General features: G+C 62.8%; 20 protein-coding genes. 16 read left to right on the top strand and 4 right to left on the bottom strand.

Features of this window, described 5'->3' with window-relative positions:
- Positions 1 to 49 precede the first annotated feature (49 nt).
- From LPC22_RS06025 to LPC22_RS06005, 5 genes are all read left to right on the top strand, one after another.
- Positions 50 to 1,702 carry an alpha/beta hydrolase family protein gene (locus LPC22_RS06025; protein WP_229133160.1) on the top strand — a complete coding sequence of 551 codons (1,653 nt, stop codon included), beginning with the start codon at positions 50 to 52 and terminating at the stop codon, positions 1,700 to 1,702.
- Positions 1,703 to 1,717: 15 nt separating this feature from the next.
- Complete coding sequence (gene recO / locus LPC22_RS06020; RefSeq protein WP_229133123.1) at positions 1,718 to 2,440, top strand: DNA repair protein RecO; 723 nt, start codon at positions 1,718 to 1,720, stop codon at positions 2,438 to 2,440.
- Positions 2,441 to 2,443: 3 nt separating this feature from the next.
- The gene (locus LPC22_RS06015; protein ID WP_101432098.1) at positions 2,444 to 3,238 is read left to right on the top strand and encodes an isoprenyl transferase; all 795 of its coding nucleotides are present in this window, start codon (positions 2,444 to 2,446) and stop codon (positions 3,236 to 3,238) included.
- A gap of 168 nt (positions 3,239 to 3,406) precedes the next feature.
- A complete protein-coding gene (locus LPC22_RS06010) occupies positions 3,407 to 4,837 on the top strand; it encodes an amidohydrolase (RefSeq protein ID WP_229133122.1) in 1,431 nt (476 codons plus the stop codon).
- A gap of 91 nt (positions 4,838 to 4,928) precedes the next feature.
- Entirely contained in the window at positions 4,929 to 6,125 is a 1,197-nt protein-coding gene (locus LPC22_RS06005) for an MFS transporter (RefSeq protein WP_229133121.1), read from the top strand.
- A 254-nt stretch (positions 6,126 to 6,379) separates the two neighbouring features.
- Here LPC22_RS06005 and LPC22_RS06000 read toward each other — a convergent pair whose 3' ends face one another.
- From LPC22_RS06000 to LPC22_RS05985, 4 genes are all read right to left on the bottom strand, one after another.
- Positions 6,380 to 7,903: a glycoside hydrolase family 32 protein gene (locus tag LPC22_RS06000; RefSeq protein ID WP_229133120.1), complete on the bottom strand. Its 1,524-nt coding sequence runs from the start codon at positions 7,901 to 7,903 to the stop codon at positions 6,380 to 6,382.
- Positions 7,904 to 7,953: 50 nt separating this feature from the next.
- Positions 7,954 to 9,246, bottom strand: coding sequence for an MFS transporter (locus LPC22_RS05995; protein WP_229133119.1), 1,293 nt, complete (start codon positions 9,244 to 9,246; stop codon positions 7,954 to 7,956).
- A gap of 258 nt (positions 9,247 to 9,504) precedes the next feature.
- Positions 9,505 to 10,578: a LacI family DNA-binding transcriptional regulator gene (locus tag LPC22_RS05990; protein ID WP_121914050.1), complete on the bottom strand. Its 1,074-nt coding sequence runs from the start codon at positions 10,576 to 10,578 to the stop codon at positions 9,505 to 9,507.
- A gap of 61 nt (positions 10,579 to 10,639) precedes the next feature.
- Complete coding sequence (locus LPC22_RS05985) at positions 10,640 to 10,975, bottom strand: MTH1187 family thiamine-binding protein (protein ID WP_229133118.1); 336 nt, start codon at positions 10,973 to 10,975, stop codon at positions 10,640 to 10,642.
- A 198-nt stretch (positions 10,976 to 11,173) separates the two neighbouring features.
- Between LPC22_RS05985 and LPC22_RS05980 the strand changes: the two genes are divergently transcribed.
- From LPC22_RS05980 to LPC22_RS05930, 11 genes are all read left to right on the top strand, one after another.
- Positions 11,174 to 12,691: a glycine--tRNA ligase gene (locus LPC22_RS05980; protein ID WP_229133117.1), complete on the top strand. Its 1,518-nt coding sequence runs from the start codon at positions 11,174 to 11,176 to the stop codon at positions 12,689 to 12,691.
- Positions 12,678 to 13,856, top strand: coding sequence for a tRNA dihydrouridine synthase DusB (dusB, locus tag LPC22_RS05975; protein ID WP_229133116.1), 1,179 nt, complete (start codon positions 12,678 to 12,680; stop codon positions 13,854 to 13,856). The genes LPC22_RS05980 and dusB overlap by 14 nt, the downstream gene beginning before the upstream one ends.
- Before the next feature lie 231 nt (positions 13,857 to 14,087).
- Complete coding sequence (gene ftsZ, locus LPC22_RS05970; RefSeq protein ID WP_229133115.1) at positions 14,088 to 15,260, top strand: cell division protein FtsZ; 1,173 nt, start codon at positions 14,088 to 14,090, stop codon at positions 15,258 to 15,260.
- 18 nt (positions 15,261 to 15,278) lie between these two features.
- Positions 15,279 to 15,746 carry a cell division protein SepF gene (locus LPC22_RS05965; protein ID WP_121913999.1) on the top strand — a complete coding sequence of 156 codons (468 nt, stop codon included), beginning with the start codon at positions 15,279 to 15,281 and terminating at the stop codon, positions 15,744 to 15,746.
- Between the two features lie 41 nt (positions 15,747 to 15,787).
- A complete protein-coding gene (locus LPC22_RS05960; RefSeq protein WP_229133114.1) occupies positions 15,788 to 16,072 on the top strand; it encodes a YggT family protein in 285 nt (94 codons plus the stop codon).
- A 91-nt stretch (positions 16,073 to 16,163) separates the two neighbouring features.
- Positions 16,164 to 17,471, top strand: coding sequence for a DivIVA domain-containing protein (locus tag LPC22_RS05955; RefSeq protein WP_121914000.1), 1,308 nt, complete (start codon positions 16,164 to 16,166; stop codon positions 17,469 to 17,471).
- A gap of 12 nt (positions 17,472 to 17,483) precedes the next feature.
- On the top strand, positions 17,484 to 18,014 hold the full coding sequence (locus LPC22_RS05950) for a signal peptidase II (RefSeq protein WP_229133113.1): 531 nt from the start codon (positions 17,484 to 17,486) through the stop codon (positions 18,012 to 18,014).
- Positions 18,011 to 18,940, top strand: coding sequence for an RluA family pseudouridine synthase (locus LPC22_RS05945; protein ID WP_229133112.1), 930 nt, complete (start codon positions 18,011 to 18,013; stop codon positions 18,938 to 18,940). Before LPC22_RS05950 ends, LPC22_RS05945 begins: the two co-directional genes overlap by 4 nt.
- Positions 18,941 to 18,983: 43 nt before the next feature.
- Positions 18,984 to 22,541 (top strand): DNA polymerase III subunit alpha, encoded by a 3,558-nt coding sequence (dnaE, locus tag LPC22_RS05940; RefSeq protein ID WP_024627241.1) that lies wholly within the window; start codon positions 18,984 to 18,986, stop codon positions 22,539 to 22,541.
- Between the two features lie 82 nt (positions 22,542 to 22,623).
- A complete protein-coding gene (hisD, locus tag LPC22_RS05935; RefSeq protein ID WP_229133111.1) occupies positions 22,624 to 24,021 on the top strand; it encodes a histidinol dehydrogenase in 1,398 nt (465 codons plus the stop codon).
- Complete coding sequence (locus tag LPC22_RS05930; RefSeq protein WP_229133110.1) at positions 24,018 to 25,166, top strand: histidinol-phosphate transaminase; 1,149 nt, start codon at positions 24,018 to 24,020, stop codon at positions 25,164 to 25,166. Before hisD ends, LPC22_RS05930 begins: the two co-directional genes overlap by 4 nt.
- Positions 25,167 to 25,231 lie beyond the last annotated feature (65 nt).

Raw genomic sequence — 25,231 nt, 5'->3', positions numbered from 1 at the left:
GGTTGAGCGTTCCCTCCCTGCAAGCGGGTGGAGCAGGGTCAGGCGGCTCATGACCAGCCTGCCCGTCTTCATCATTCTCATGGGTCTGCTGGCCTCGGTCTCCCACTTGACCGCCGTCCCGTGGAAATACGAACCAGTGGATCAGAATTTTCCCACGCTGACTCCGGACACCGCGGTCACCTTCGACTGGCCTGCCGGGGTTGACAGGGAGGCCATGGGGCAGTACCAGGTCGAATCCCGTCACCAGGAACTGAGCGTGGAACGGCCAGCCACTGGCGAGCACCAACGCATCCGAATACTGATCCGCGCCCCCAAGGAGGCCTCAGGGCATCGGCCAGCCGTAGTCTTCATGCACGGCGCCGGTTACGGCACCTGCGACAACTCCTTCGGGGACGTGGCCCGAACCCTGGCTTCCGCCGGTTTCGTCACCGCCGTGCTGGACAAGCCGGTCTGGTCCACCAATGATGCCGACCGGGACTATCCCGCCTCGGCCAAGGCCTACGAGCGGGTTGCCAATCTACTGCGCGACCGGGCTGATGTGGATGCATCCAAGGTAGGCATCTATGCCACCAGCGAGAGCACTTGGATCGCCGCCATGCTGCTGACCATGGACCACCGGATCGCCTTCCAGATCCTGCTGAGCCCCATGGTCTATTCGCCGCGGCACGCGATGGGCTTCTTCGTAGCCCAGGATTTCGCCATTGCCGGGGCCAACCAGGGCTACCAGTCGGTGGTTCGTCGGCTCTTCAGCACCGATGCCTCCCTCTTGGGCCTGAATAATCTGGACATCGACCCCACCGACCGCAGCACCTATGCCATTCCCACCCTGCTGGCCTACGGGGCCAAGGATGTCATGACCGCCCAGGTGGAGGGGGTGCAACGCGTGCTCGCCCAGGCCCACGCCTCGGGCAACGAGAACGTCACTGTGCGTTCCTACCCGGTCTCCAACCATGTGCTGCGTTTGGGAGATGAGGCCCGGACCGGCACGCCCCTGGCCGACCACTACCAGCAGGACATGGTCGACTGGGCGGTGGGTCAGGTCCATGGCCTGCATCAGACCAGCCCCAGCGTGGGTGGGGCCACCATCCACCAGTCCATCGCCGTGCCTACTGACCTGCGGGGGCGACGCTCGCTGACCATCTATATGCTGGTCCTGCACCTGCTGACCCTGGTGCTTTTGCTGGCGGCCTTGATTATGGCTTTGGCGGCCGGTCTGATGAAATTATTCCGTCTGCGCCGGCGCAAGGACCCGGTCCTGGGCTTCAGCCATGGCTTCGGCGGCACCTTGGTCACCATTACCGGCACCACCCTGGCTACCCTGGTCCTTTTCGGAGCTGGTCTGGGCCAGGTCATCATGGCCGTGGTGCGCCTGGGCTGGGGCGGCGTGCCCGACCAGGCTGGGGTCAGCTACTGGAGCTGGCCGGTCATCCAGGTGGTCTGCGCCCTGGTCATCTGGGCCTGGTCGCGCACCTTCGCCCGTATGGTCGAGGTAGCCTCACTCAGGGGATTGGACCGGTTGCCCGACCAGGTCCGCACAAGCAAGGCCGGTGGCCCCACTTTGCGTCAGCAGATGCGCAACTTGGATCCCAGGCCTGTGCTGGCCTCCACCCGCTTTGGCGTCGCGCTCTTCACCGTCACCACCCTGGCCATGTTCGGAGTCCTGCTGATCTTCGCTTTCTGGGGCCTGTTCATCTACCAATGAAAGGACGGGGCCGTCGTGGCTATCTATCGTGACGAGGGCCTGGTCCTCAGAACGGTCAAACTGGGCGAGGCAGATCGGATCGTCACCATTCTGACCAGGGGACACGGCAAGGTCAGGGCCGTGGCCAAGGGGGTGCGACGGACCAAGTCCCGCTTCGGCGCGCGTCTGGAGCCATTCATGCGTGACGACCTGCTCATCTCCCGTGGCCGCAACCTGGACATCGTCTCCCAGGCCGTCAGCATAGCCGCCTATGCAGATGCCATATGCGCCGACTATGACCTCTATGCCAACGGGGGCGTCATGCTTGAGACCGCCGACAAGCTGGTGGTGGGCGAGCACGAGCCGGCCCCTGAGCAATACCGTCTGCTGGCCTCCGCCCTGGCCAGTCTGGCTGGTCACCGACATGGACCCCGTGACATCGGCGCCTCCTACCTGCTGCGGTCCCTGGCGCTGGCTGGCTGGAGGCCCCGGCTGGATTCCTGCATCGTCTGCGGCCGGACCGACCAGCTGACCCACTTTTCGGTGCCTGGCGGTGGGGTGGTCTGCAGTAGGGACAGGCCTACCGACGCCGTGGCGGTGGATCCCGCCACCCTGGCACGCTTCCGGGCGCTGAGCACCGGGGACTGGTCCAAGCTGGACGGCAAGGGTTCCACCCCCCTCTGCGACGGTCTTGTTGAGAAATGGGGCGAATATTACCTGGAGCGGCCCATCAGATCCCTGAGGCTATTAGATTCTTGAAGCATGAGCTTTGACCCCGTCGACTACACCTCCCTGGATGTGCCCGCAGCCCCCTTCTCCGACCCCGCGCGTATCCCGCAGTTCCCCAAGGGCTCAGTCCCGCGGCACCTGGGTGTGATCATGGATGGGAATGGCCGCTGGGCCAAGCAGAGGGGCATGGAGCGCACCCAGGGTCACCGGGCCGCCGAGCCGGTGGTCTTCGACACCATAGCCGGGGCCATTGAGGCCGGGGTCCGCTACCTGAGCCTGTACACCTTTTCCACGGAGAACTGGAAGCGCTCGCCGGCCGAGGTCCGCTTTCTGATGGGCTTCTCCCGGGACATCATCCACCGTAGGGTGGCCCAGATGGACGACTGGGGGGTGCGCGTGCGCTGGGCTGGCCGTCGGCCCCGGCTCTGGAAGTCGGTCATCGACGAGCTGGAGGCGGCCATGGAGCGCACCCGGCACAACACCAGGATCGATGTGATCTTCTGCATCAACTACGGGGGCAGGGCTGAGCTGGCCGATGCAGCCACAGACATCGCCCGAGAAGTTGCGGCCGGGCAGATCAAGGGTTCCAAGGTGACCGAAAAGATGATCGCCCAGCACCTCTACAACCCCGACATTCCGGATTGCGACCTGGTCATGCGCACCTCTGGGGAGCAGCGCACCTCCAATTTTCTGCCCTGGCAGGCGGCCTATGCGGAGCTGGATTTCGTCCCTGAGCTCTTCCCGGACTGCGGACGAGAGGTGCTCTGGCGGGCCATCGACGATTACATCCACCGGGACAGGCGCTTTGGCGGCGTGGAGAATGCCTGAGAAGACAGAACCTCCAATTTTGTGAGGTTACCCATAGTCGTCCAAATTTACACGTCTGAACACCCTCGTAACGCCCATGAAAGGTAGTCTGTGACTTATCACAGCGGAGCAGGCCATGTGTCCGCCGTGGAAATCAGCGCAGCAAACGAAACGAAGGAGTCGACAGGCGTGGACGACAAGCAACGCATCATGCAGATCATCGAGGACAAGTCACAGGAGTTCATCGAGGCAGCCGATCATATTTGGGGCACCCCTGAGACCAGGTTTGCAGTCAAGGAGTCGGTCCAGCAGCACTACAAGGTGCTTGAGCAGGAGGGCTTCGAGATCGAGAAGGGCGTGGGCCATATGGACTATGCCTATGTGGCGACCTGGGGTTCGGGCCGTCCGGTGATCGGCATCACCGGCGAATACGATGCCCTGGGAGGGCTCAGCCAGGTGGCCGACCTGGGCGAGCACAAGCCCTTGGTTGAAGGCGGCAACGGGCAAGGCTGCGGCCACAACATCCTGGGCATGGCCGCCGTCGCGGCAGGCGTGGGCATCAAGACCTTCATGCAGGAGAAGGGCCTCAAGGGGACCATCAAGGTCTTCGGCTGCCCGGCTGAGGAGTCGGGTTACGGCAAGGCCTTCATGGCCAGGGACGGGGTCTTCGACGGGCTGGATCTGGCCCTGTCCTGGCATCCCTCGGATGTGACCCAGGCCTGGGGCTCCTCCAGCCTGGCGGTCCTGCAGGCCTACTTCGACTTCACCGGTGTGCCGGCGCATGCGGCTGCGGCTCCCGAGCTGGGCCGAAGCGCCCTGGACGCCGCTGAGCTGATGAACGTGGGCGTGCAGTTCCTGCGCGAGCACATGATCGATGCGGCCCGCGTGCACTACGCCTTCATCGACGCAGGCGGCGAGTCAGCCAACGTGGTGCAGTCCCATGCCCGGCTCTACTACTTCGTGCGCGCCCCCAGGATGGACCAGGCTCAAGATCTGTTCAAGCGTGTGGAGAAGATCGCCCAGGGTGCGGCCCTGATGACCGAGACCCAGGTCAAGGAGGAGTTCGACGCGGCCTGCTACAACTTCATTCCCAACCATCCGCTGACCGAGGCCATAGACAAGAACCTGGACCTCGTCGGCCCCCTGCCCCTGGATCAGCAGGAGCTGGACTACGAGCGCCGCTACACGGACACGGTCCCCGAGGCCGGCAAGCAGCGGGTGCTCAGCCGCACCAAGGAGGCCTTCCCTGATCTGACGGATGAGGAAGTCAGGAAGATGGCCGAGTCCACCATGGCCTTGAAGAAGTACCCACTGGTCTTCACCGATACGGCATCGGGATCCACCGATGTCGGCGATGTCAGCTGGCAGACGCCCACCGCCCAGTTCAGCGGCGGGTTCGAGCCCCAGGGAACCTCGGCCCACTCCTGGCAGTGGGCGGCCAACGGCAAGTCCTCGGTGGCCCACAAGGGCCTGCTGGCTGCGGGCAAGACCCTGGCCCTGACCGCCTACGATGCCTTTACCAACTCGGATCTGGTCAAGGCCGCCAAGGAGGACTTCGACAAGACCTTCGCCGGTCAGGAGTACAAGGTCGTCATTCCTGACGATGTGATGCCCCACTGACCTCTACTGTTCGGCTGCCGCCAGGCCCTGTGATCTTTGCGGGATCACCTTGCCCGGCGGCGGCCGGTTTCTACTGAAGGATGACAGACCAATGGCAATCAAGCAATCCTCAAAAACGGCGAGCGGAACGCTGATCTTTTCCCTGATGGCCGGTTACTCGATCGTGTACATGGACAAGAACATGATCTCGACCGCCATCATCCCCATCTCCGAGCAGTTCCACCTTGACTCGGGGCAGACAGGCATCATCATGTCGGCCTTCTTCCTGGGCTACTCGCTCATGCAGATTCCCAGCGGCTGGCTGGCCGACCGGCTTGGGGCCAAGCGTGTGCTGATGGCCTCCATGATCATCATCGGTCTGTTCAGCTACCTGTTCGGCCTGGCCAATGGTCTGGCCTTCTTCATCATCGTCCGGTTCTTCGCTGGCATGGGCCACGGCGGCTACCCGCCCTCCTGCTCCAAGTCGATCGCGGAGAACTTCCCCCAGGAACGGCGCACCTTCGTCCAGTCGCTGATCCTGTCGACCTCGGGCATCGGCGGCATTCTGGCCTTCGTCCTGGGCGCCAACCTGGTCGCCATCAACTGGCACCTGGCCTACGCTGTGCTGGGCACCCTCTACCTGCTGGCCTTTGTCTGCATCCTGATCTTCGTGCCCTCCAAGCCCCGCCAGCCCGAGGCTGACCAGAAGCCCGGAGCCAAGGGGGCAGGCTTCCTCGAGGTTCTGAAGAACAGGAACGTGCTGGTCCTCTTCGTGGCCATGCTGCTGCTGAACATCCTCCTGTACGGCAATATCTCCTGGATGCCCACCTTCATCAAAAACACCTTTGGCCTTACGATTGGCCAGGCCGGCATCCTGCTGGCGGTCAACGCGGTCTTCACGACCGTCGCCACCATCTACGCCGGTCAGCTGCTTTCGAAGCTCTTCCTGGGCAGGGAGAAGCTGGCCATTCTGGGCGCCGGGGTGATCAGCGCCGTCCTGGTCGTATGCTTCGTCTTCTCGCGCAACATCTGGCTCTCCCTCCTGCTGCTGATCCTGGTATCCTGCGTCTCCGTGGTGGCCTTCACCGGCATCTTCACCTGGCCCCACAAGATCATGGACCCGCACATCATCGGCTCCGCCATCGGCATCATCAATACCGGCGGCACCCTGGGCGGATTCCTGGCCCCCATGATCATCGGCTACCTGGTCAAGGCGGCCGGCGGTTCCTTCGTCGGAGCCTTCCTCTTCATGGGCGCGGCGGCCATCGCCTCCGGGCTGATGGCTCTGCTGGTCAAGGTCGGCAAGTAAAGCCGAAGTCGGATCGGCCGCACCAATGGCTTCCGGTCCCGCAGATCAAAGGACTGAGACCGAGTCATGACTGGCGGTCTCCGGCAAGGAGTCAGTGCCAAAGGACCGGTGCTTTCTCGAGGATTTCCGATTCATCGGTTCTGACCATGGATGCTTGAAGGCGATGCTTGAAAGCGATGCTTGCAAAACAAAAAGACCTGCCCCCTGAGTGATTCAGAGGGCAGGCCTTTCCTGTGCCGACCAGGACAGCGGGATCAGCGATCCGGCTCTTCCCAGATGGTGCCCAGCCTGGCGATGGAGAGGGAGTCGATCAGGGCCTTGCCCTCGCCGGATTCGGCGATCAGGCGGATGCCGCGGGGCCCTTGGGCGGGGAAGGAGTAGGAGGACATGATCTCCAGCCCGTCGTTGACGACAACCTCGATCGAGCCCCGGTCCACGATGATGCGCAGCTTGAGCTTTCCCGAGGACTTGTCGACTGGAGCAGTGCGGTAGCCACGGTCCCCGTAGGTGTTGCAGTGGCGGTCGAGCACCACGCGGCCCAGCTGGTCGTCATAGCAGACCAGCGTGTGGTCGCCGGATTGCGTCCGGTGAATCTCCAGACCGATGCGCTCTGCCTGGGACTTGGCCAGGTCGATTTCCATGGTGATGTCGGCGGTCTGCGCGTCGTCCACCAGATCCTGGCTGCCGTTGACCTCCAGCTCGATGGGGCCGAAGTCCTGCTGGTCCTGATCCAGGTTGGAGAACTCGCGTATGGGCAGGCAGCGCAGATGATCACCGGCCAGGGTGACCTCGCGGGGCAAGGTGAACTGGCCACACCAGCCGTCATCCTGCATGGGGATGGGTTCGGTAAAGGGGCTCATCCAGCCGAAGACCAGCCTGCGGCCGTCAGGGGCTTGGAAGGTCTGCGGGGCATAGAAGTTGTGGCCGTCGTCCCAGAGGTGGAAGTCCGTCTCCTGATGGAAGTCGCCCCCGGGCTGCCAGCTGCCGATCACATAGCCGGCGTTGTTGTGGTTGCGGGCTTCGAATCCATGGGGTTTCAAGCCCATGGCCGAGTAGCAGATCACCCACTTGTCCTCCAGGGGGAACATATCGGGGCATTCCAGCATGAAGACCTCGGGGTCGGGGTGCCGATAGATCACACGGTCGAAGGTCCAGTGCTCCATGTCATTGGAGGTATACATCCAGATCTCGCCCCGGTGGGCGGGGGTGCTGACTCCGAAGACCATGTACCAGAGCCCGCCCATCTTCCACACCTTGGGGTCACGGAAGTGCAGGATCTTGTCGTCGGGGCAGGGGACCACGACACCCTTCTTTTCGAAGTGGATACCGTCGGAGGAGACGGCCATGCACTGCTCCTGGAGGTTGCCGTCATCATCGTTGACCCCATTGCGCCAGCGGTGACCGGTGTAGTAGATGGTCAGACGGCCGTCGTCGCCCACCACGGCCGATCCGGAGAAGACTCCGTCCTTCTCGACCTCAAGGGTGGGCGCCATGGCCAGGGGCTCGCGCCGCCAGGTGACCAGGTCGGCGCTGGAGACGTGACCCCAGTGCATGTTTCCCCACTCGCTCCCGTAGGGGTTGAGCTGGAAGTAGGCATGATAGCGCCCCTTGTAGTAGCTCAGGCCGTTGGGGTCGTTGATCCATCCGGCCTTGGAGGCGATGTGGCACTGGGGATACCAGCGGTCATTGCGGGTGGCGAAGAGCCGATCGATGCTCTTCTGGGCCTTGTCCAGCTGAGCGCTCATATCGGCGTTTTCCTTGGTTACTGACTGGTTCATCCTTGAATCCTTTCGGGTTGGATGGGTGCTGATGATGGTTGATGTGGGGATCAGCCCTGGGTCACGGCGGACTTCTGCGAATCCCTGATGAAGGGATCACCGTCAACCTGCTGGTCGTCGCGCTTGAGCACGAAGATACCGTAGATCAGGGCAGCAAGCACCACCAATGAGATGGTGTAGAACGTGATCCGGTCGCCAGCCCGGTCGTGGAGCATGCCCAGCGGAGTGGACAGGGCCACCTGGCCGACCTGGGAGGCGATCTGGAAGCCCACCATGTAGAGGGTGGCGGACAGCTTGGGGTTGAAGTGCAGGGTGAAGTAGCGGAAGGCCGGCAGGCTGAAGAGCGGGACCTCGATGGAGTGGAAGAGCTTGACGATGGAGACCATGACAGGGTCGTGGAAGAAACCGCACAGGCCGATCCTGGCGAACATGACCGTGGCTCCCAACAAAAGTGAGTTGCGCACGCCGATCTTGCGCATGATGACGGGAACCACGCCCATCATGGCCGACTCCAGGAAGACCTGGAAGGAGTTGAGGATCCCGTAGACCTGGTTGCCCAGCTGAGGCGTGGCGAAGAGGTTGGCGTAGTAGGTGGGGAACATCTGCTGGTCGAAGACCGTGTAGAAGGTGTTGGTGAAGATCATGAAGACGATCAGCAGCCAGAGGGCTGGCATGCCCAGCACGTGGAGCATATCTCTCAGGGATGGCTGGGACTTCTCTCCTTCAGGAGTCGATTCACGGCTGATCTCCTCGCGCTGCTCGTCGGGGATCCAGAAGGCGTAGACCAGGAGCATGCACAGACCGAAGGCTGAGCCCAGCCAGAAGTTGATCATGGGGTTGATGTTGAAAACGAAGCCGGCGATCAAAGCTACGATGGCGTAGCCGAAGGAGCCCCAGGCCCTGGACTGTCCGTACTCGAAGCCGAACTTGCGTGAGTAGCGTTCGGTGATGGCCTCTATCAGGGAGCAGCCAGACATGAAGCCTGCAGAGAGGACCACTGCGCCCAACATGGCGCCCAGCATCATGTTGGTGTGCATGAGCGGAGCATAGATGAATTGGACGAAAGGTCCCACCAGGGCGGCGATGGCGGCGATGAAGATGGCCAGACGGCGCTTGACGCCCAACTCGTCCTGGATGACCCCGTAGACGAACATGATGATCAAGGTTGCCACGGAATTGATGGAGTAGATCTTGCCTACCTGCGTGTTGTTCATTCCCAGGCCCGTCACCAGCCACCGCTGGTAGAAGGACCACCAGATGCCCCAGGCACAGAAGAAGAAGAATATTCCGGTAGAGGATTCCAAATATGATGGATTCCTCCATGCTGATGATTTGGCGGCCATGCTGCCCCTCCCTCACTTGTTGTGCACCGCTTCTCCGCAGTGCCTCCTGGTTCGATGCACTTCCTGTGTGCAGAGCGAATCCTGGTAAGTATAGTAGGTCGTCAATCGATTTACGTCAAACGATTGACGGATACTGTGGGTGCCTGTGAGCACGATTAGCAACTAGCAGGGGATGCCGGCCTATTGGCAGTTTGCACGAAGCCCTCCAGACTTCGGCCTTGTTTCACCATCTTGCGATGAGGAGGGGTGTGTACGGCTTTAGTGGCTTGTTGGAACCGTGTCCAAAGCGGCATCAAGGCGAGTGGAGCCCTTGCGAATAAGCGCGCAATGGATACGTACCCCGCCAGCTTGATCGAGCGGGGGCAGGGTGGCACGAGTTTCGGGCAGGGGCAGGGAAACGCGACGGGGATTGATTTGCGCCAGTAGTCGCCGTACCGCCCAGAAGCCCATCTCGTAATGGGGCAGTTCGACGGTGGTCAAGGGTGGTGCCGTGGTTTCGGCTATAACCTGGTGGTTGTCCACGCCCACCAAATTAAGGTCCTTGCCGATGATCAGATGGCGCGCAGCGGCGGCCTGGTAGAGGTAGAAGGAACGCGAGTCATTGAAGCAGAAAACCCCATCGGGGTGTTGGTCATCCATCAGGTCGTTTGCCTGATCCATGGCGTCCTGGTTGAACCCGACCAGTCGGGTCAAGGCCTGACTTGTGGGTAAGCCAGCTTCCTTGAGAGCTGTGTGATATCCGCGCATTCTGTCTTCTTGCGCCGGCAGATCCTGTGTGGTGCCCAGGTAGGCTACCCGATGACAACCTGATTCGATCAGGTGGCGGGTAGCATCGTAGCCGATCAGAAATTCGTCAGGGGCGATGCTGGGACAGCGGTTGACCCGCTCCGAAGCGTTGACGACCACAGCAGGGCAGGAACGCAGAGCCTGGGGCAGGTCCACCTCCTGGTCGTACATCTTGGCGAAGAGGAATCCGTCCACTCCATAGCGCTTCAGGGCCTGGATCTGCTCGGCTTCCCGAGCGCCCCCATCGGTGGAGACAGTGAGAAGCATGTAACCACGTTCGGCTGCCGCATCTTGGGCACCCTGAATGATGGCGCCAGCGTAGGGCGTGGTGGCCACCTCTTCGCTGATAAAGCCCAACATGCCGGTCTTGCTGGTACGCAGCGACCGGGCCATGGGATTGGGCCGATAGCCCAGGGTCTTGGCTGTGCTGCGCACCTTTCGGGCAGTTTCCGATTTGACTCTGCCCTTATCGCGGCCGTTGAGCACCAGAGAGACAGTGGAGACGGATACACCTGTGCGTTCGGCGATCTGCTTCATCGTGATCATGGGCATACCTTAACTTGCTCAGGCGATTTCAGCCCGGCTGATCTTCAGTGACAGGGTGCTTTCAGCGGTTTTCCCCGCCCAGGATCCGGTCGACCCGCTCCACCTTCTCGTGGATTTGATCCCGCTTACCGGGACGGATGTCCAGTCTCAGACTGACGCCGGTCCTGTATCCCTGTTCGGCCAAGACCCGCGTGGCTTCTTCCACGACCTCCATGACCCGATGCAGATCCCCCTCGACGACGGTGCTCATGGCGTTGGTCTGATTGGGCAGTCCCGAATCCCTGATGACTTTGATGACCTGGGCCACATAGGTGGACAGCTCCTCACCCTGACCGGAGGGCGCAATGGTGACCTCGGCTACGGTGTTCAGGTAGGATGGGTCATTTATGTCGGGCATATCGGGAACCTTTCCTCGTCGACTGGGGTTGGCAGGCAGGATGCCCGGTGTCCCCCTGCGGTCACCTGCGCGGCCTCCTGCACCTGCCTTGATGGTAGGCCTCTACGCTGACAGCAGGTCACCCGCCGAAGGTATGCTGGAGGCCGGTCATCAGGTCGTATGTCCCCAGGAGGGGCTCCCGAGCAGAAGGTGTGATCAGTGGCAGTATCGAAACTGGATGAGGTCATTTCCTTGGCCAAGCGCCGAGGATTCGTCTTTCCCGCAGGGGAGATCTATGGCGGGACGCGCTCGGCCTGGGACTATGGCCCCCTGGGCGTGGCCCTCAAGGACAACATCAAGCGAGAGTGGTGGCGGACCATGGTGGTCACCCGCGACGACGTGGTCGGCGTGGATACCTCGGTCATCCTGCCCACGGCGGTCTGGGAGGCCTCGGGCCATGTGTCCGTATTTAATGACCCCCTGATCGAGTGCCTGAACTGCCACAAGCGGCACCGGGCCGATACCTTGGAGGAGGCCTACGTCGAAAAGCACGGCCATGATCCGGAAAACGGCCTCAAGGACATTCCCTGCCCGGACTGTGGCACCAAGGGACAGTGGACCGAGCCGCGCGACTTCAATATGATGCTGCAGACCCACCTGGGGCCCGTCCAGGACGAGAAGAGCCTGCACTATCTGCGTCCCGAGACCGCCCAGGGCATCTTTGTGGACTTCAAGTCCGTCATGGCCTCCTCCCGCTCCAAGCCCCCCTTCGGCATCGCCAACATGGGCAAGAGCTTCCGCAACGAGATCACGCCCGGCAATTTCATCTTCCGCACCCGTGAATTCGAGCAGATGGAGATGGAGTTCTTCGTCCACCCCGGTACCGACGAGCAGTGGCACCAGTACTGGATCGACGCCAGGACCCGTTGGTACGTGGACCTGGGCGTCAAGCCCGAGAACCTGCGCCATTACGAGCACCCCAAGGAGAAGCTGGCACACTATTCCAAGCGGACTGTGGACATCGAGTACCGGTTCGGCTTCCAGGGCTCCGAGTGGGGCGAGCTGGAGGGTGTGGCCAACCGCACCGACTACGACCTCAAGGCCCATGCTGAGCACTCGGGCGAGGATCTGAGCTACTTCGACCAGGCCAGCGGGGAACGGTATATCCCTTACGTGATCGAGCCTGCGGCCGGTCTGACGCGCTCGCTGATGGCCTTCCTGGTGGATGCCTATGACGTGGACGAGGCACCCAACACCAAGGGCGGGGTTGACCGCCGCACCGTGTTGCGTCTGGACCCAAGGCTGGCCCCGGTCAAGGCCGCCGTCCTGCCCCTGTCCAAGAAGCCCGATCTGCAGCGGATCGCCCATGACCTGGCCGCCGACCTGCGCCAGAACGAGTGGATGGTTGACTACGACGAGTCCGGCGCCATCGGCCGCCGCTACCGTCGCCAGGACGAGATCGGCACGCCCCTGTGCATCACCGTGGACTTCGACACTCTAGATGACAAGGCGGTCACCATCCGCAACCGCGACTCCATGCAGCAGGACCGGGTGGCCCTGGACCAGGTGGAGGACTATGTGCGCCGGGTCGTCGGTGAGCAGCGGGTGCGTTACCCCATGGGCCCATCCGACCTGACCGGCTCACGTGCCGCTGACGGCTACACGGACCTGGCCAGCGAGCCGGGCACGGACGAGAGCGAACCCATCAAGGTGGCCGAGGCCGGTGGCCGGTACTGAGACTGATCGCCCGACCCCGAAGGTTGCCCCTGTGCAGCTGGGCCCGATAACCGTGCCTGTGCCGGTCATGCTTTCGCCCATGGCGGGCGTGACCAACTGGCCCTTCCGCCTGCTCTGCCGCGAGTACGGACCCGACGGACTGTATGTGGGGGAGATGGTGACGGCCCGGGCCCTGGTGGCGCGCAACCCCAAGGCCTTCCGGCTCTGCCGCTTCGCCCCCCAGGAAAAGGTGCGCTCCCTGCAGCTGTATGGGGTGGACCCTCAGATCATGGAGCAGGCCACCCGGATGGTGGTTGATGCCGGCTGGGTCGATCATATCGACATGAACTTCGGCTGCCCGGTACCCAAGGTCACCAGGCATGGCGGCGGATCCGCCCTGCCTTGGAAGACCGACCTTTTCGCCGAACTGGTTCATCGGGTGGTTGCTGTCTGCTCGCCTGCCGGAATCCCTGTCACCGCAAAGATCCGGGTGGGCATCGATCATCAGCACGAGACCTTCCTGGAGGCGGCCCACATCGCCCAGGAGGAGGGGTGCGCCGCCGTGACCCTGCACGCCAGAACCACGGCTGAGTACTACGGCGGCCATGCCGACTGGGACCGGATCGCTCAGCTGGTCCAGGCCGTTGACATCCCCGTCTTCGGCAACGGCGACATCTGGACCGCCGAGGATGCTTTGGATATGTTTGCCCAGACCGGCTGCGCAGGCGTGGCCATCGGCCGCGGTTGCCAGGGCCGTCCCTGGCTCTTCGCCGACATCGCGGCGGCCTTGGCTGGCTCCCCGGAACGGCAGGAACCCAACCTGGGCCAGGTAGGGGCCATCATGGCCCGCCATGCCCGGCTTCTGGTCGAGTTCTACGACGGCGACGAGCGCATGGCCGTCCACGATATGCGCAAGCATGTGGCCTGGTATCTCAAGGGCTTCGCCGTGGGTGGCCAGGTGCGCCGCGACTTCATGGCCTGCGAGAGCCTGGAGGATCTGGACCGTTGCATCGCCGATCTGGATCAGGACATGCCCTATCCGCGGGCCGTGGCCGGCAAGCCCCGGGGTCGGGTCCGCTATGCCAAGAAGGTCCGTTTGCCCTATGGCTGGCTCGATTCGCGGACCACCACCCATCAGGAGCGCGAGACGCTCTTCGGCAATGACCCCATGGATGCCTCCTACTGAAGCCGAAAATATTCTCGTCGCCAACCATGCGCATCCGGGTCTAGAATCAGGGTTTAGAATACGGACAGAACGGCGTGGAGGTTCTTTCGGAAGGCCAGGGCGGTTGGCTCTGACCTCCCGGACCCTAGGCCCACGGCCGTCAGGGAGGGTCGGAACGCCTGTGGGCAAATGCGTGTTGGCGTATACGACCTGCGCTAGAGTTGAGCGTAACGTGAGTGACGGGAGCATACTGTGAGCGAGATTGCCCAGAATGACAATTTCAATGACAAGACCAACATCAAGGTCGTTGGTGTTGGTGGAGCCGGTGGCAATGCTGTCAATCGCATGATCGCCGAGGGTCTGCAGAATGTCGAGTTTGTTGCCATCAATACCGATGCCAAGGATCTCCTGCGCTCAGAAGCCGATGTAAAGATCTCCCTTTCTGATGCCAACAGTCGCGGCCTGGGGGCCGGAGCCGATCCGGAGAAGGGCGCCAAGGCTGCCCAGGACCATCAGTCTGACATTGAAGAGGTTCTCAAGGGCGCCGATATGGTCTTCGTCACTGCAGGGGAGGGCGGCGGCACAGGCACTGGCGCCAGCCCACTGGTGGCGCGTGCAGCCCGTCAGCAAGGTGCGCTCACCATCGCCGTAGTCACCCGGCCATTCACCTTTGAGGGACCCAGGCGCTCCGCTTCCGCCGAATCGGGCATCGAGAACCTGCGCAAGGAGGTCGATGCCCTTATCGTTATTCCCAATGACCGGCTTCTGGACCTCTCGGATCGTACGGTCTCGGTCATGGATGCCTTCAAGACCGCCGACACGGCTCTGCTGGCCGGCGTTCAGGGCATCACCGACCTGATCACCATGAACTCCTATATTCACGTGGACTTCTCCGATGTCACCGCCATCTTGAAGGATGCCGGCACCGCCCTCTTCGGCATCGGCGCAGCCAGGGGTGAGGATCGAGCCACCCAGGCCGCCGAGATCGCCATCTCCTCCCCGCTCCTGGAGGAGAGCATCGAGGGTGCCCATGGGGCCCTGATCAATGTGGCCGGCCCCACCGACCTGAGCATGCAGGAGGCATCCGCTGCCGCCCAGCTGGTTCAGGATGCCATCCATCCCGAGGCACAGATCATCTGGGGCCTGGCCTTGGACGACGCCTACGGGGACGAGGTGCGGGTCACGGTCATCGCCGCCGGATTCGATCCCACACCAAAGAAGGACGAGACCCAGACCCCTGCAGTGGACACGACCACCGCACCGGCAGCGGCCACCCCGGTCCAGGAGCCCCAGCAGCCGCTGACAACCCCTTCCGTCCAAGCGGAATCCGATGAGACTTCCGAACACGATGTGGTGCCCCCAGCCTCCGGCGACGACGGCACCTCCGACCCGGGATATCTGGATATCCCTGACTTTCTGCGGTAATCAGGCGAAGGAGCAGGTATGGCAGGATTGATGAAGAACGCAATGTCCTTTTTCGGCATGTCGGACGTTGTGGACGACGATGACGACGACCTGGCCGACGATGAAGAGGCCAGCGATGGCTTCGACACCGATCACTCTGTGACCCCCATGGCTCCGCAATCCACGTCCAGCAGCCAGGAGACCGAGTCCACACCCTTCCAGAGCCGGATCAATCGCATCACCACCATCCATCCCAAGTCCTATGAGGATGCCCAGATGGTCGGCAGGGCCCTGCGTGACGGGGTGCCGGTGGTCCTCAACCTGACCGGCGTGTCCGAGTCGGTGGCCTACAGGATCGTCGACTTCTCCGCCGGCGTGGTCTTCGGGGTACGCGGGTCCATTGAGCGGGTCACCCCCCGGGTCTTTCTGCTCAGTCCTGCACAGGTCAACATCAAGGTAGAGGAGCCCGAGTCAGGCTCTTCAGCCAAGGGGCTTTTCGCTCAGTGAGCGATGCCCCGATAGACGTGTCCGCAGGAGCTTAAAGACGCATGCTTGTTGCTTTTCTTCGATATCTGGTAGACATCTTCATCGATACCTACCTGTTGATTCTCTTTGTACGGATGATTCTTGACTGGGTCATGGTTTTGTCGCCCCGCTGGTACCCACGTGGCTTCGTGGCCTCGCTCATTCGGGTCATCTATGCCTTGACTGAGCCGCCCCTGCGCTGGCTGCGTCGGTATATTCCGCCTCTGCCCATGGGCAGGATCCAGCTTGACGTCTCCTTCATGGTGCTCTACGCCGCCCTGATCATCATCCAGGTGCTACTGGGGTAAGAGCAAGACCGCGGATACGGCAGACTCCGTGCTAGCATGCAGTAAGAGAACACAATCGGGCTGGTTGGCCTGAAGCGAGGTGGAGAAACATATGGCTCTATTGACGCCTAATGACATAAGGGAGCATACCTTCCAGACAGTGCGGTTTAAGGAAGGCTACGACGTCGACGAGGTCGACGACTTCCTGGATCAGGTCACCGATACAGTTGAAGCTTTGGGTAAGCAGGCCATGCAGGGCAACGCCGCTTCCACCCAGTCCTTGGGTACCGATGTGGCCTCGCTGAACTCCAAGATTTCCGACCTGACGGCACAGGTGGAATCCCTGCAGACGGAAAACAGGGATCTGAAGCAGGCCCAGGGTTCAGCCGCTCAGCAACAGCCTGCCGTGGACGCCCAGACCAAGCGACTGCTGGCCGAGTCCCAGAGCCAGGTCAAGACCCTGGCCTCGCAGAACGATCAGCTCAAGCGTCAGGTCGAGCAGCTCAACTCCCAGATCGACCAGCTTACCGCCCAGGCCGCTGCGGGCAACAACACCCAGGCGCTGACCAACCAGCTGACGGCCATGCAAAAGGAGCGCGACCAGGCCCGCCAGCAGGTCCAGGCGCTGACCAACCAGCTCAATGCCTCCCAGCAGAGCATGGCCACGGCCCGCCAGCAGGTCACCCAGGCCCAGAAGGCTTCTCAGGAGCAGCAACAGCGCACCGAGCAGCTGAACAAGGAGCTGGAGGAGTCCCGCAAGCGCGAGGAGCAGCTGCGCCAGCAGGTCTCCAAGGCCGAGCCCTCCACCGAAACCGGCAGCCTGCAGCGGATTGCGGGTGCTGGCGCCGAGGCCAGCAGCGAACCCGAGAGGGCCACCGCCATGCTCACCCTGGCCATGCAGCTGCACGACCAGTACGTAGACAAGGGCAAGGCCAACGCCTCCCAGCTGGTGGCCGAGGGCCACGCCCAGCACGACGACATCGTCAAGAAGGCAGAGGATTACTCCAAGAGGACCCGCGCCGAGGTGGACGAGTACTCCAAGCGAGTCCACTCCGAGGCCGATGGCTACTCACAGCGTGTACGCTCCCAGGCCGACGAGTACTCGGTCAAGACCCGTTCCGATGCGGACGCCTATTCCAAGCGTCAGCACACCCAGGCCGACGAGTACGAAACCCAGGTGCAGACCCGGGCTCAGGAGTACGACAAGAACACCCGCGACAGCGCCGACCGCTATGCCGCCGATGTCAAGAACAAGCTCATGGATCAGTCCAAGGTTCTGGAGGAGAACATCCAGGGACTCAAGCAGTTCGAGGCGGGCTACCGCAGCAAGCTGACCGAGTTCCTCAACCAGCTCATCAACCAGATCTCGGACACCAGCAATTACCAGTCCATGGAAAAGAAGTCCGAACAGGCCCACTGATTCCATCCGGTAATGACCAAGAACATATACAAGAGACGGCTGCGCGGGCGCGTGGCCGTCTTCGTCGCTCTGGCGGCAGTGGCCATAGCTCTGGATCAGGTGACCAAGGCCCTGGCACTGGCCCGGCTGGGCAACGGGGTCAGAGTGGCTCTGCCTGGGCCGTTGCGTGGACTGCGTCTGGTACGGAATCCCGGGGCCTCCCTTGGATTGGGGTCCGGGAGTACTTGGGTCATATCCCTGATTGCCCTGGCCGCCTGTCTGCTCATTATTGCTCTGGCTCTGCGCACCACCTCCATGGTCTGGATCCTGGCCCTCTCCCTGGCCTTCTCCGGGGCGGCGGGCAATCTGATCGACCGGGTGGCCTATGCATCAGGCTTTCTTGACGGTGCCGTGGTCGACTTTCTGGACTACGGCTGGTCGGTGGGCAATGTGGCCGACATCTATCTGACTCTGGCCGGTGTTGTCGTAGTGGTGCTCATTGCCTGCAATGTGCGCTTCAGGGACAGGGACAAGCCCGAAGAACATGGGGGAGCGGCCAAGTGACCCGGCTTCTTCCCGCGCCGGATGCCCTGGTGGGTCGGCGCCTGGATATGGCCCTGTCCAAGATGCTGGGCCTGTCCAGGGCCAAGGCCAGCGATCTGGTGGCCCAGGGCCATGTGCGGATCATGGGCCGTCGGGTGAACAAGGCCACCACTCTGATGAGTGGCGATCTGATTGAGCTGGACGAGCCCGAGCCAGCCAAACAGGTGGAGCCGGTGGCCGAGGACATGCCCGTAGTCTATGAGGACGAGGACGTGGTCGTCGTCGACAAGCCAGTGGGGGTGGCAGCGCATCCCTCCATCGGCTGGACCGGCCCAACCGTTCTGGGCAGCCTCCTGCAGCGGGGCACCCACATCACCTCCATGGGTGCCCAGGGTCGTCAGGGCATCGTCTCCCGCCTGGACGCGGGCACCAGCGGCCTCATGCTGGTCTGCAAGTCCGACCTGGCCTATAAGGAGATGCGCCGGCAATTCGCCCGGCATGAGGTGGTCAAGATCTACCACGCCCTGGTCCAGGGCAATCTTTCCGAGGACAAGGCCACCATTGAGGCGCCCATCGGACGGGCCCGGGTCTCGGACTTCCGCTTCACGGTCACCCCTGCCGGCAAGGAGGCCATCACCCACTGGGATGTGCTGGAGCGCTTCGGCTCGGCCACCCTGGTCAGCGTCAATCTGGAGACCGGGCGCACCCATCAGATACGCGTGCACTTCTCCTCCATAGGCCATCCCCTGGTGGGCGACCACATGTATGGGGCCAACCCCGACCTGGCGGACAGGCTGGGTCTGAAGCGGCAGTGGTTGCACGCCATGCGTCTGGAATTCCGCCATCCCCGCACCAAGATCTGGACCACAGTGGTCTCCTCCTACCCGGCCGACCTGCGCCGCTCCCTGCAGATCGAGCGTCAGAGCGCCACTGGTATACGCAGCTAGCGGACTCCGGCGATTCGGCCAGGGTCCTGGGTAAGTTGGAGATATGTCCTCAACCCGGTCAGATTTTGTTCACCTTCACACCCATACCCACTATTCCACCCTGGACGGGGCCAGCAGGATCCCCGACCTGGTTGCCGAGGTGGGACGGCTGGGACAACCGGCCGTGGCCATCACCGACCACGGCAACATGCACGGGGCCTACGAGCTTTGGCGGACGGCCGTGGATGCCGACATCAAGCCCATCATCGGCATCGAGGCCTACGTGACCCCTGAGACGGCTCGCCAGGACAAGAGCCGGGTTCACTGGGGAACCGACGAGCAGCGTTCTGACGATGTCTCCGGCGGCGGCTTCATCACCCACATGACCCTTTGGGCCAGCGACGACACGGGCCTGGTCAACCTGATCAAGGCCTCCTCGGTGGCCAACCTGGAGGGCCTGGTCGGCAAATGGCCCCGCATGGACAAGGACCTGCTGTCCACCTACCACCAGGGGGTCATCGCCACCACCGGCTGCCCCTCGGGCATCGTCCAGACCAGGTTGCGGCTGGGCCAGTTCGACGAGGCCCTGCGGGCAGCAGGGGAGTTCCAGGACATCTTCGGCAAGGAGAACTACTACGTGGAGCTGATGGACCACGGGTTGGAGATCGAGCATCGGGTGACCAAGGACCTGCTGGAGATTGCCCGTCGTCTGGATGCGCCCTTGGTGGCCACCAACGACTCGCACTATGTGCGCAAGGAGGACGCCTCGGCCCAGGATGCCCTGCTCTGCATCAACTCGGGATCCCGGCTGACCGATCCTGGGCGCTTCAAGTTCGACGGCAGTGGCTACTACATCCGCTCGGCCCAGGAGATGCGCGAGATCTTCAAGGAGTTCCCTGAAGCCTGTGACAACACCCTGGAGATCGCGGAACGCTGCAACGTCATGTTCGACGATCACGAGGACGGGGCCTTCATGCCGCGCTTCGACTGCCCGGAGGGCTGGGACGAGACCTCCCTCTTCCTGAAGAAGGTGGACGAGGGGTTAAAGAACCGCTACCCGGACGGGGTGCCCGAGGAGGTCTCCCACCAGGCCGACTACGAGTGCGGAGTCATCTGCCAGATGCAGTTCACCGGATACTTCCTGGTGGTGGCCGATTACATCAATTGGGCCAAGAATCACGGGATCATGGTGGGTCCGGGCCGTGGATCGGCGGCAGGATCCATGGTGGCCTACGCCATGGGCATCACCGAGCTGGACCCGCTCAAGCACGGGCTGATCTTCGAGCGCTTCCTCAACCCCGAGCGCGTCTCCCTGCCCGATATCGACGTGGACTTCGACCCCGAGGGACGCATGAAGGTCCTGGACTACGTGGGCCGCAAGTACGGCTCCGACAAGGTGGCCCAGTGCGTGACCTACGGCACCATCAAGACCAAGCAGGCCCTGAAGGACTCGGCCAGGATCATGGACTATGAGTACTCCGTGGGCGACCAGGTCACCAAGGCCCTGCCACCGACGGTCAACGGGAAGGACATGAGCCTCAAGGAGATCTTCGACCCCCAGTCCAAGCGCTACCCGGAGGCCAAGGAGTTCCGCGATCTGTACGAGTCCAACCCGGACGTCAAGCGGATCACCGAGGAGGCCAAGGGCATCGAGGGCATCATCCGCCAGACCGGCGTACACGCCTGCGCCACCATCATGGCTTCCAACCCTATCACCAATACATCGCCGCTGATGGAGCGCACCGACGGCACGGTGACCACCACCTTCGAGTACCACACCTGCGAAACCCTGGGGCTGGTCAAGATGGACTTCCTGGGGCTGTCCAACCTGACGGTCATCAGGGACACGGTCGCCAACATCAAGCGCAACGGCAAGGAGCCCATCAGCATCGAGAAGGTTCCCCTGGACGACAAGGAGACCTACCAGCTGCTGTCCCGGGGCGACACCCTGGGCGTCTTCCAGCTCGATGGCGACGGCATGCGCTCCCTGCTGCGTATGCTCAAACCCGATAACTTCAACGACATATCCGCCCTGATCGCCCTCTACCGGCCAGGGCCCATGGATATGAACTCGCACATCAACTACGCCAAGCGCAAGAACGGGCTACAGAAGATCGAGCCCATCCACCCCGAGGTGGCCAAGCCCCTGGCTGGCGTGCTGGACGAGACCTATGGTCTGATCGTCTACCAGGAGCAGGTCCAGTCCGCAGCCCGAATTCTGGCCGGCTACTCTTTAGGTCGAGCCGATGTGCTCCGGAGGGCCATGGGTAAGAAGAAACCTGACGTCCTGGCCAAGGAGCAGGTCCCCTTCTTCGAGGGTATGAAGGAGCACGGCTACTCCCAGGAGGCTGCCCAGGCGGTCTGGGACGTCCTGGTGCCCTTCTCTGGCTACGCCTTCAACAAGGCGCACTCTGCGGCCTACGCCCTGATCGCATACTGGACCGCCTACCTGAAGACCCACTATCCGGTGGAGTTCATGGCTGCCCTGCTGCAGAACGAGAAGACCAACAAGGACAAGACCGCCCTCTACCTGGGCGAGGCCAGAAGGATGGGCATCCGCATCCTGGCGCCTGACATCAACGAGTCCGTGTCCGAGTACTCCGCTGTCGGCGACGTGGTCCGCTTCGGCCTGGGAGCCATCCGCAATGTGGGCGACAAGGTGGTGGCGGACATCATCAAGGAACGCCAGGGGCCCCGCGGCAAGTATGTCAACTTTATGGACTTCGTCAAGCGAGTGCCCATGGAGGTGCTCAACAAGCGAACCGTGGAATCCCTGATCAAGGGCGGTGCCTTCGACGGTATCGACCCCAACAGGAGGGCCCTCTTCCAAATTCATGACGAGGCCGTCGACCAGGTCATGCCCATCAAGCGCAAGCAGGCCGAGGGCCAGTTCGATCTCTTCGCCGACCCCGATGACGACGTGCCCCAGCAGGATGCCTTGGGCGACGCCCAGGTGACCGTGCCCGACATCGACGAGTGGGACAAGTCCACCAAGCTCAACTTCGAGCGGCAGATGCTGGGCCTGTACGTGTCTGACCACCCGCTGAGTGGCATGACCTCGGTTCTGGCTGGCATGCGGGACATGTCCATTGCCCAGCTACTCAACCGGTCCAAGGGCATGGATGGCAAGGCGGTGACCCTGGCTGGGCTGGTCACGGCTGTGGACCGACGGGTCTCCAAGAAGGGCAATCCTTGGGCCATCGTCACCATCGAAGACCTGGAGAGCTCCATCCAGTGCATGTTCTTTGGCAAGGTCTACGATGCCCACTCCGACGACCTGGTCCTGGACTCGGTCATCCGGGTGAAGGGTGTGGTCGAGCTGCGTGACGAGGCCACCAACATCCGCGTCAACGATATGGAGGTGCCCGTCCTGGAGTCGGCGGACGAGCGACCGCTGACCATCACCCTGCCCAGGCAGGCCCTGGATCGGGGGCATATGGAGCGGCTGGCCCGGATACTCAAGTCCCATCCCGGCTACTGCCAGGTCCGTCTGGCGGTCACCGACGACCGGGGCAACGTCCGCTTGCTGACTTTTGGCGACGGTTTCCGCACCAGGCACGACACCTCTATGATGGCCGAGATCAAGTCCGTCTTCGGGCCCTCCTGTCTGCCGTCAGCCTAGGATGCGTCCGGAACCGTCTCACCATTTGGGACGGCGGTGAGTCGCTGGCTTTGGCGACACAAAAGTTCACTACCATCAAAGTATGTCAAAGCTCATGATGAGAACCATGGATCTGCGCGGGAAAACCATGTCCCGCGCCCAACTCCTCGCCGCCATGCCCCGAGCCGATATGGGTACTCGGGAGGCCAGCGCCCAGGTGCAGCCCATACTGGACCAGGTGCGTGAGCATGGGGCCGCGGCCTTGCGAGACCTGGAGGAGAGGTTCGACCATGTGCGCCCTCATGATCTGAGGGTCCCGGCATCGGCCATGCAGGAGGCCTTGGATAAGCTGGATCCCAAGGTCAGGGCGGCAATCGAGGAGTCCGTTGCCCGCATCCGCAAGGTCTGCACCACCCAGGTGCCCAAGCCCATGGCTACTGATCTGGCCCCCGGTGCCCGGGTCAGCGAGCGGTGGATCCCGGTTCAACGGGTGGGTTTGTATGTGCCGGGAGGCAAGGCCCTGTATCCCTCTTCGGTCATCATGAATGCGGTGCCTGCCCAGATTGCCGGCGTCGAATCCTTGGCCGTGGCCACTCCGCCCGCCTCCGACGACCCCCGCGGTCTGCCGGCGGCCATCATTCTGGCCACCTGCGCCATCCTGGGAGTGGATGAGGTCTATGCTGTGGGCGGTGCCCAGGCTGTGGCCATGTTCGCATACGGAGCCAAGGGCTCCGAGCCTCAGGATGGGGAGATTCTCTGCGACCCGGTCGACAAGATCACCGGCCCGGGCAATATCTTTGTGGCGACAGCCAAGCAGATGGTCTCCGGCATGGTAGGCATCGACGCTGTGGCCGGACCCACGGAAATAGCCATTCTGGCTGACGGGCAGGCCAATCCCGACTGGGTTGCGGCAGACCTGATCGGCCAGGCCGAGCATGACGAGCTTGCCGGCTCGGTGCTGATCACCGACAGCCAGGACCTGGCCCAGGGCGTACAGGAGGCTCTGGAGCGGAGGGTGCCTCGAACCGAGCATGCCGACCGGGTGCGCACCTCCCTGGGCGGCAACCAGTCGGGAATCATCCTGACGGATGGAATCGACCAGTCCATCGACGTGGCCAACGCTTATGCCGCCGAGCACCTGGAGGTTCAGACGGCCGATCCTGACGCCGTCATCGACCGGATTCGAAACGCGGGCGCCATCTTCCGCGGTCCTTACTCTCCTGTGCCTCTGGGCGACTACATGTCCGGATCCAACCACGTCCTGCCCACCGGCGGAACCGCCAGGTTCGACGTGGCCCTAGGCGTTCACACCTTCATGAAGCCTGTCGAAGTCATCGAATATGACGAGGAGGGGCTCAAGCCCATCGCGGCCAAAATCAACGATTTTGCCGTAGCCGAGGACCTGCCCGCCCACGGCGAGTGCATCTTGAGCCGGTTCCTGGACGACCCCTACGACAAGGCCGACCTGGAAGCCAACGAAGAGAGGGCCGGTCTGCGGTGAGTGCCATACCAGCCGATCTGCCCCTGCGCACGGACCTGGTGGGGGAGGAGCCTTACGGCGCCCCCCAGCTGGATGTTCCGGTCTGCCTGAACGTCAACGAGAACCCCTACCCCCTGGATCAGGAGGTGGTCGAGGCCATCTGCCAGCGTGTGCGCCAGGTGGCCCCCGGCCTCAACCGCTATCCGGACAGGGAGCATGAGGAACTCCGGCGGGCCCTGGCGGCCTATCTGAAGAGGGAATCAGGAACCTCGCTCCAGCCCGAGCAGATCTGGGCGGCCAACGGGTCCAACGAGATCATGCTCCAGCTCTTCCAGGCCTTCGGCGGACCGGGGAGGACCGCCTTGGGCTGTGACCCGACATATTCCATGTATCCCGAGTACGCCAGGGACACCTTCACCGACTGGGAACTGGCCCACCGGCGGCCCGATTTCAGCCTGGACATGGATACGACCATCGAGCGCATCAAGGCTTTGAGGCCAGCCATGGTTCTGGTGACCAGCCCCAACAATCCCACGGGGACGCCCCTGCCCATGGATCAGCTGACCAGGCTTCTTGAGGTCTGCTCTCAGGTCCCTGTGGCGGGCGCGGATCCGTCCGCTCGCCCCATCGTGGTCGTGGATGAGGCCTACATCGAGTTCCGCGATCCGGGCACGCCCTCGGCGGTCAGCCTGATCGGGCAGTACGACCACCTGGCAGTCAGCCGGACCATGTCCAAGGCCTTCGCCTTCGCCGGCGCCAGGGTGGGCTACCTGGCCGCATCCAGGGGCATAGTTGACGCGGTTCGCATCGTCCGGATGCCCTACCATCTGAGCGCTTTGACCCAGGCCGCTGCCCTGGCTGCCCTGGAGCACACGGACCTCCAGCTGGCCCGGGTGGATCAGCTTCGTCAGACCCGTCGGCAGACTGCCGAGTGGCTGGCCGGGCAGAAGTTCCATGGCCGGCCCTTGACCGTGGTTCCCTCGGCCTCCAACTTCATCCTCTTCGGCACCTTCCCCGACCGCGATGCCGTCTTCGAGGCCATGAAGGATGAAGGCGTGCTGATCCGGGCGGTTGGTCCTCAGGGCTACCTGAGGGTCTGCATGGGTACGGACGCGGAGATGGAGCGATTCCGCCAAACCCTGGTCCATGTCCTCAAGCGGTTCTAGGAGGATGCAGACCAGCGGCACGGCTATGCTGGTGGTCTAGACGCCGTGCAGGAGCAACAGTGCGA

The organism is Bifidobacterium mizhiense, from assembly GCF_020884755.1.
Taxonomy (GTDB): domain Bacteria; phylum Actinomycetota; class Actinomycetes; order Actinomycetales; family Bifidobacteriaceae; genus Bombiscardovia; species Bombiscardovia mizhiensis.
Note: the sequence above shows the minus strand (reverse complement) of the source record. Positions and strands in the feature narration are given on the sequence as shown.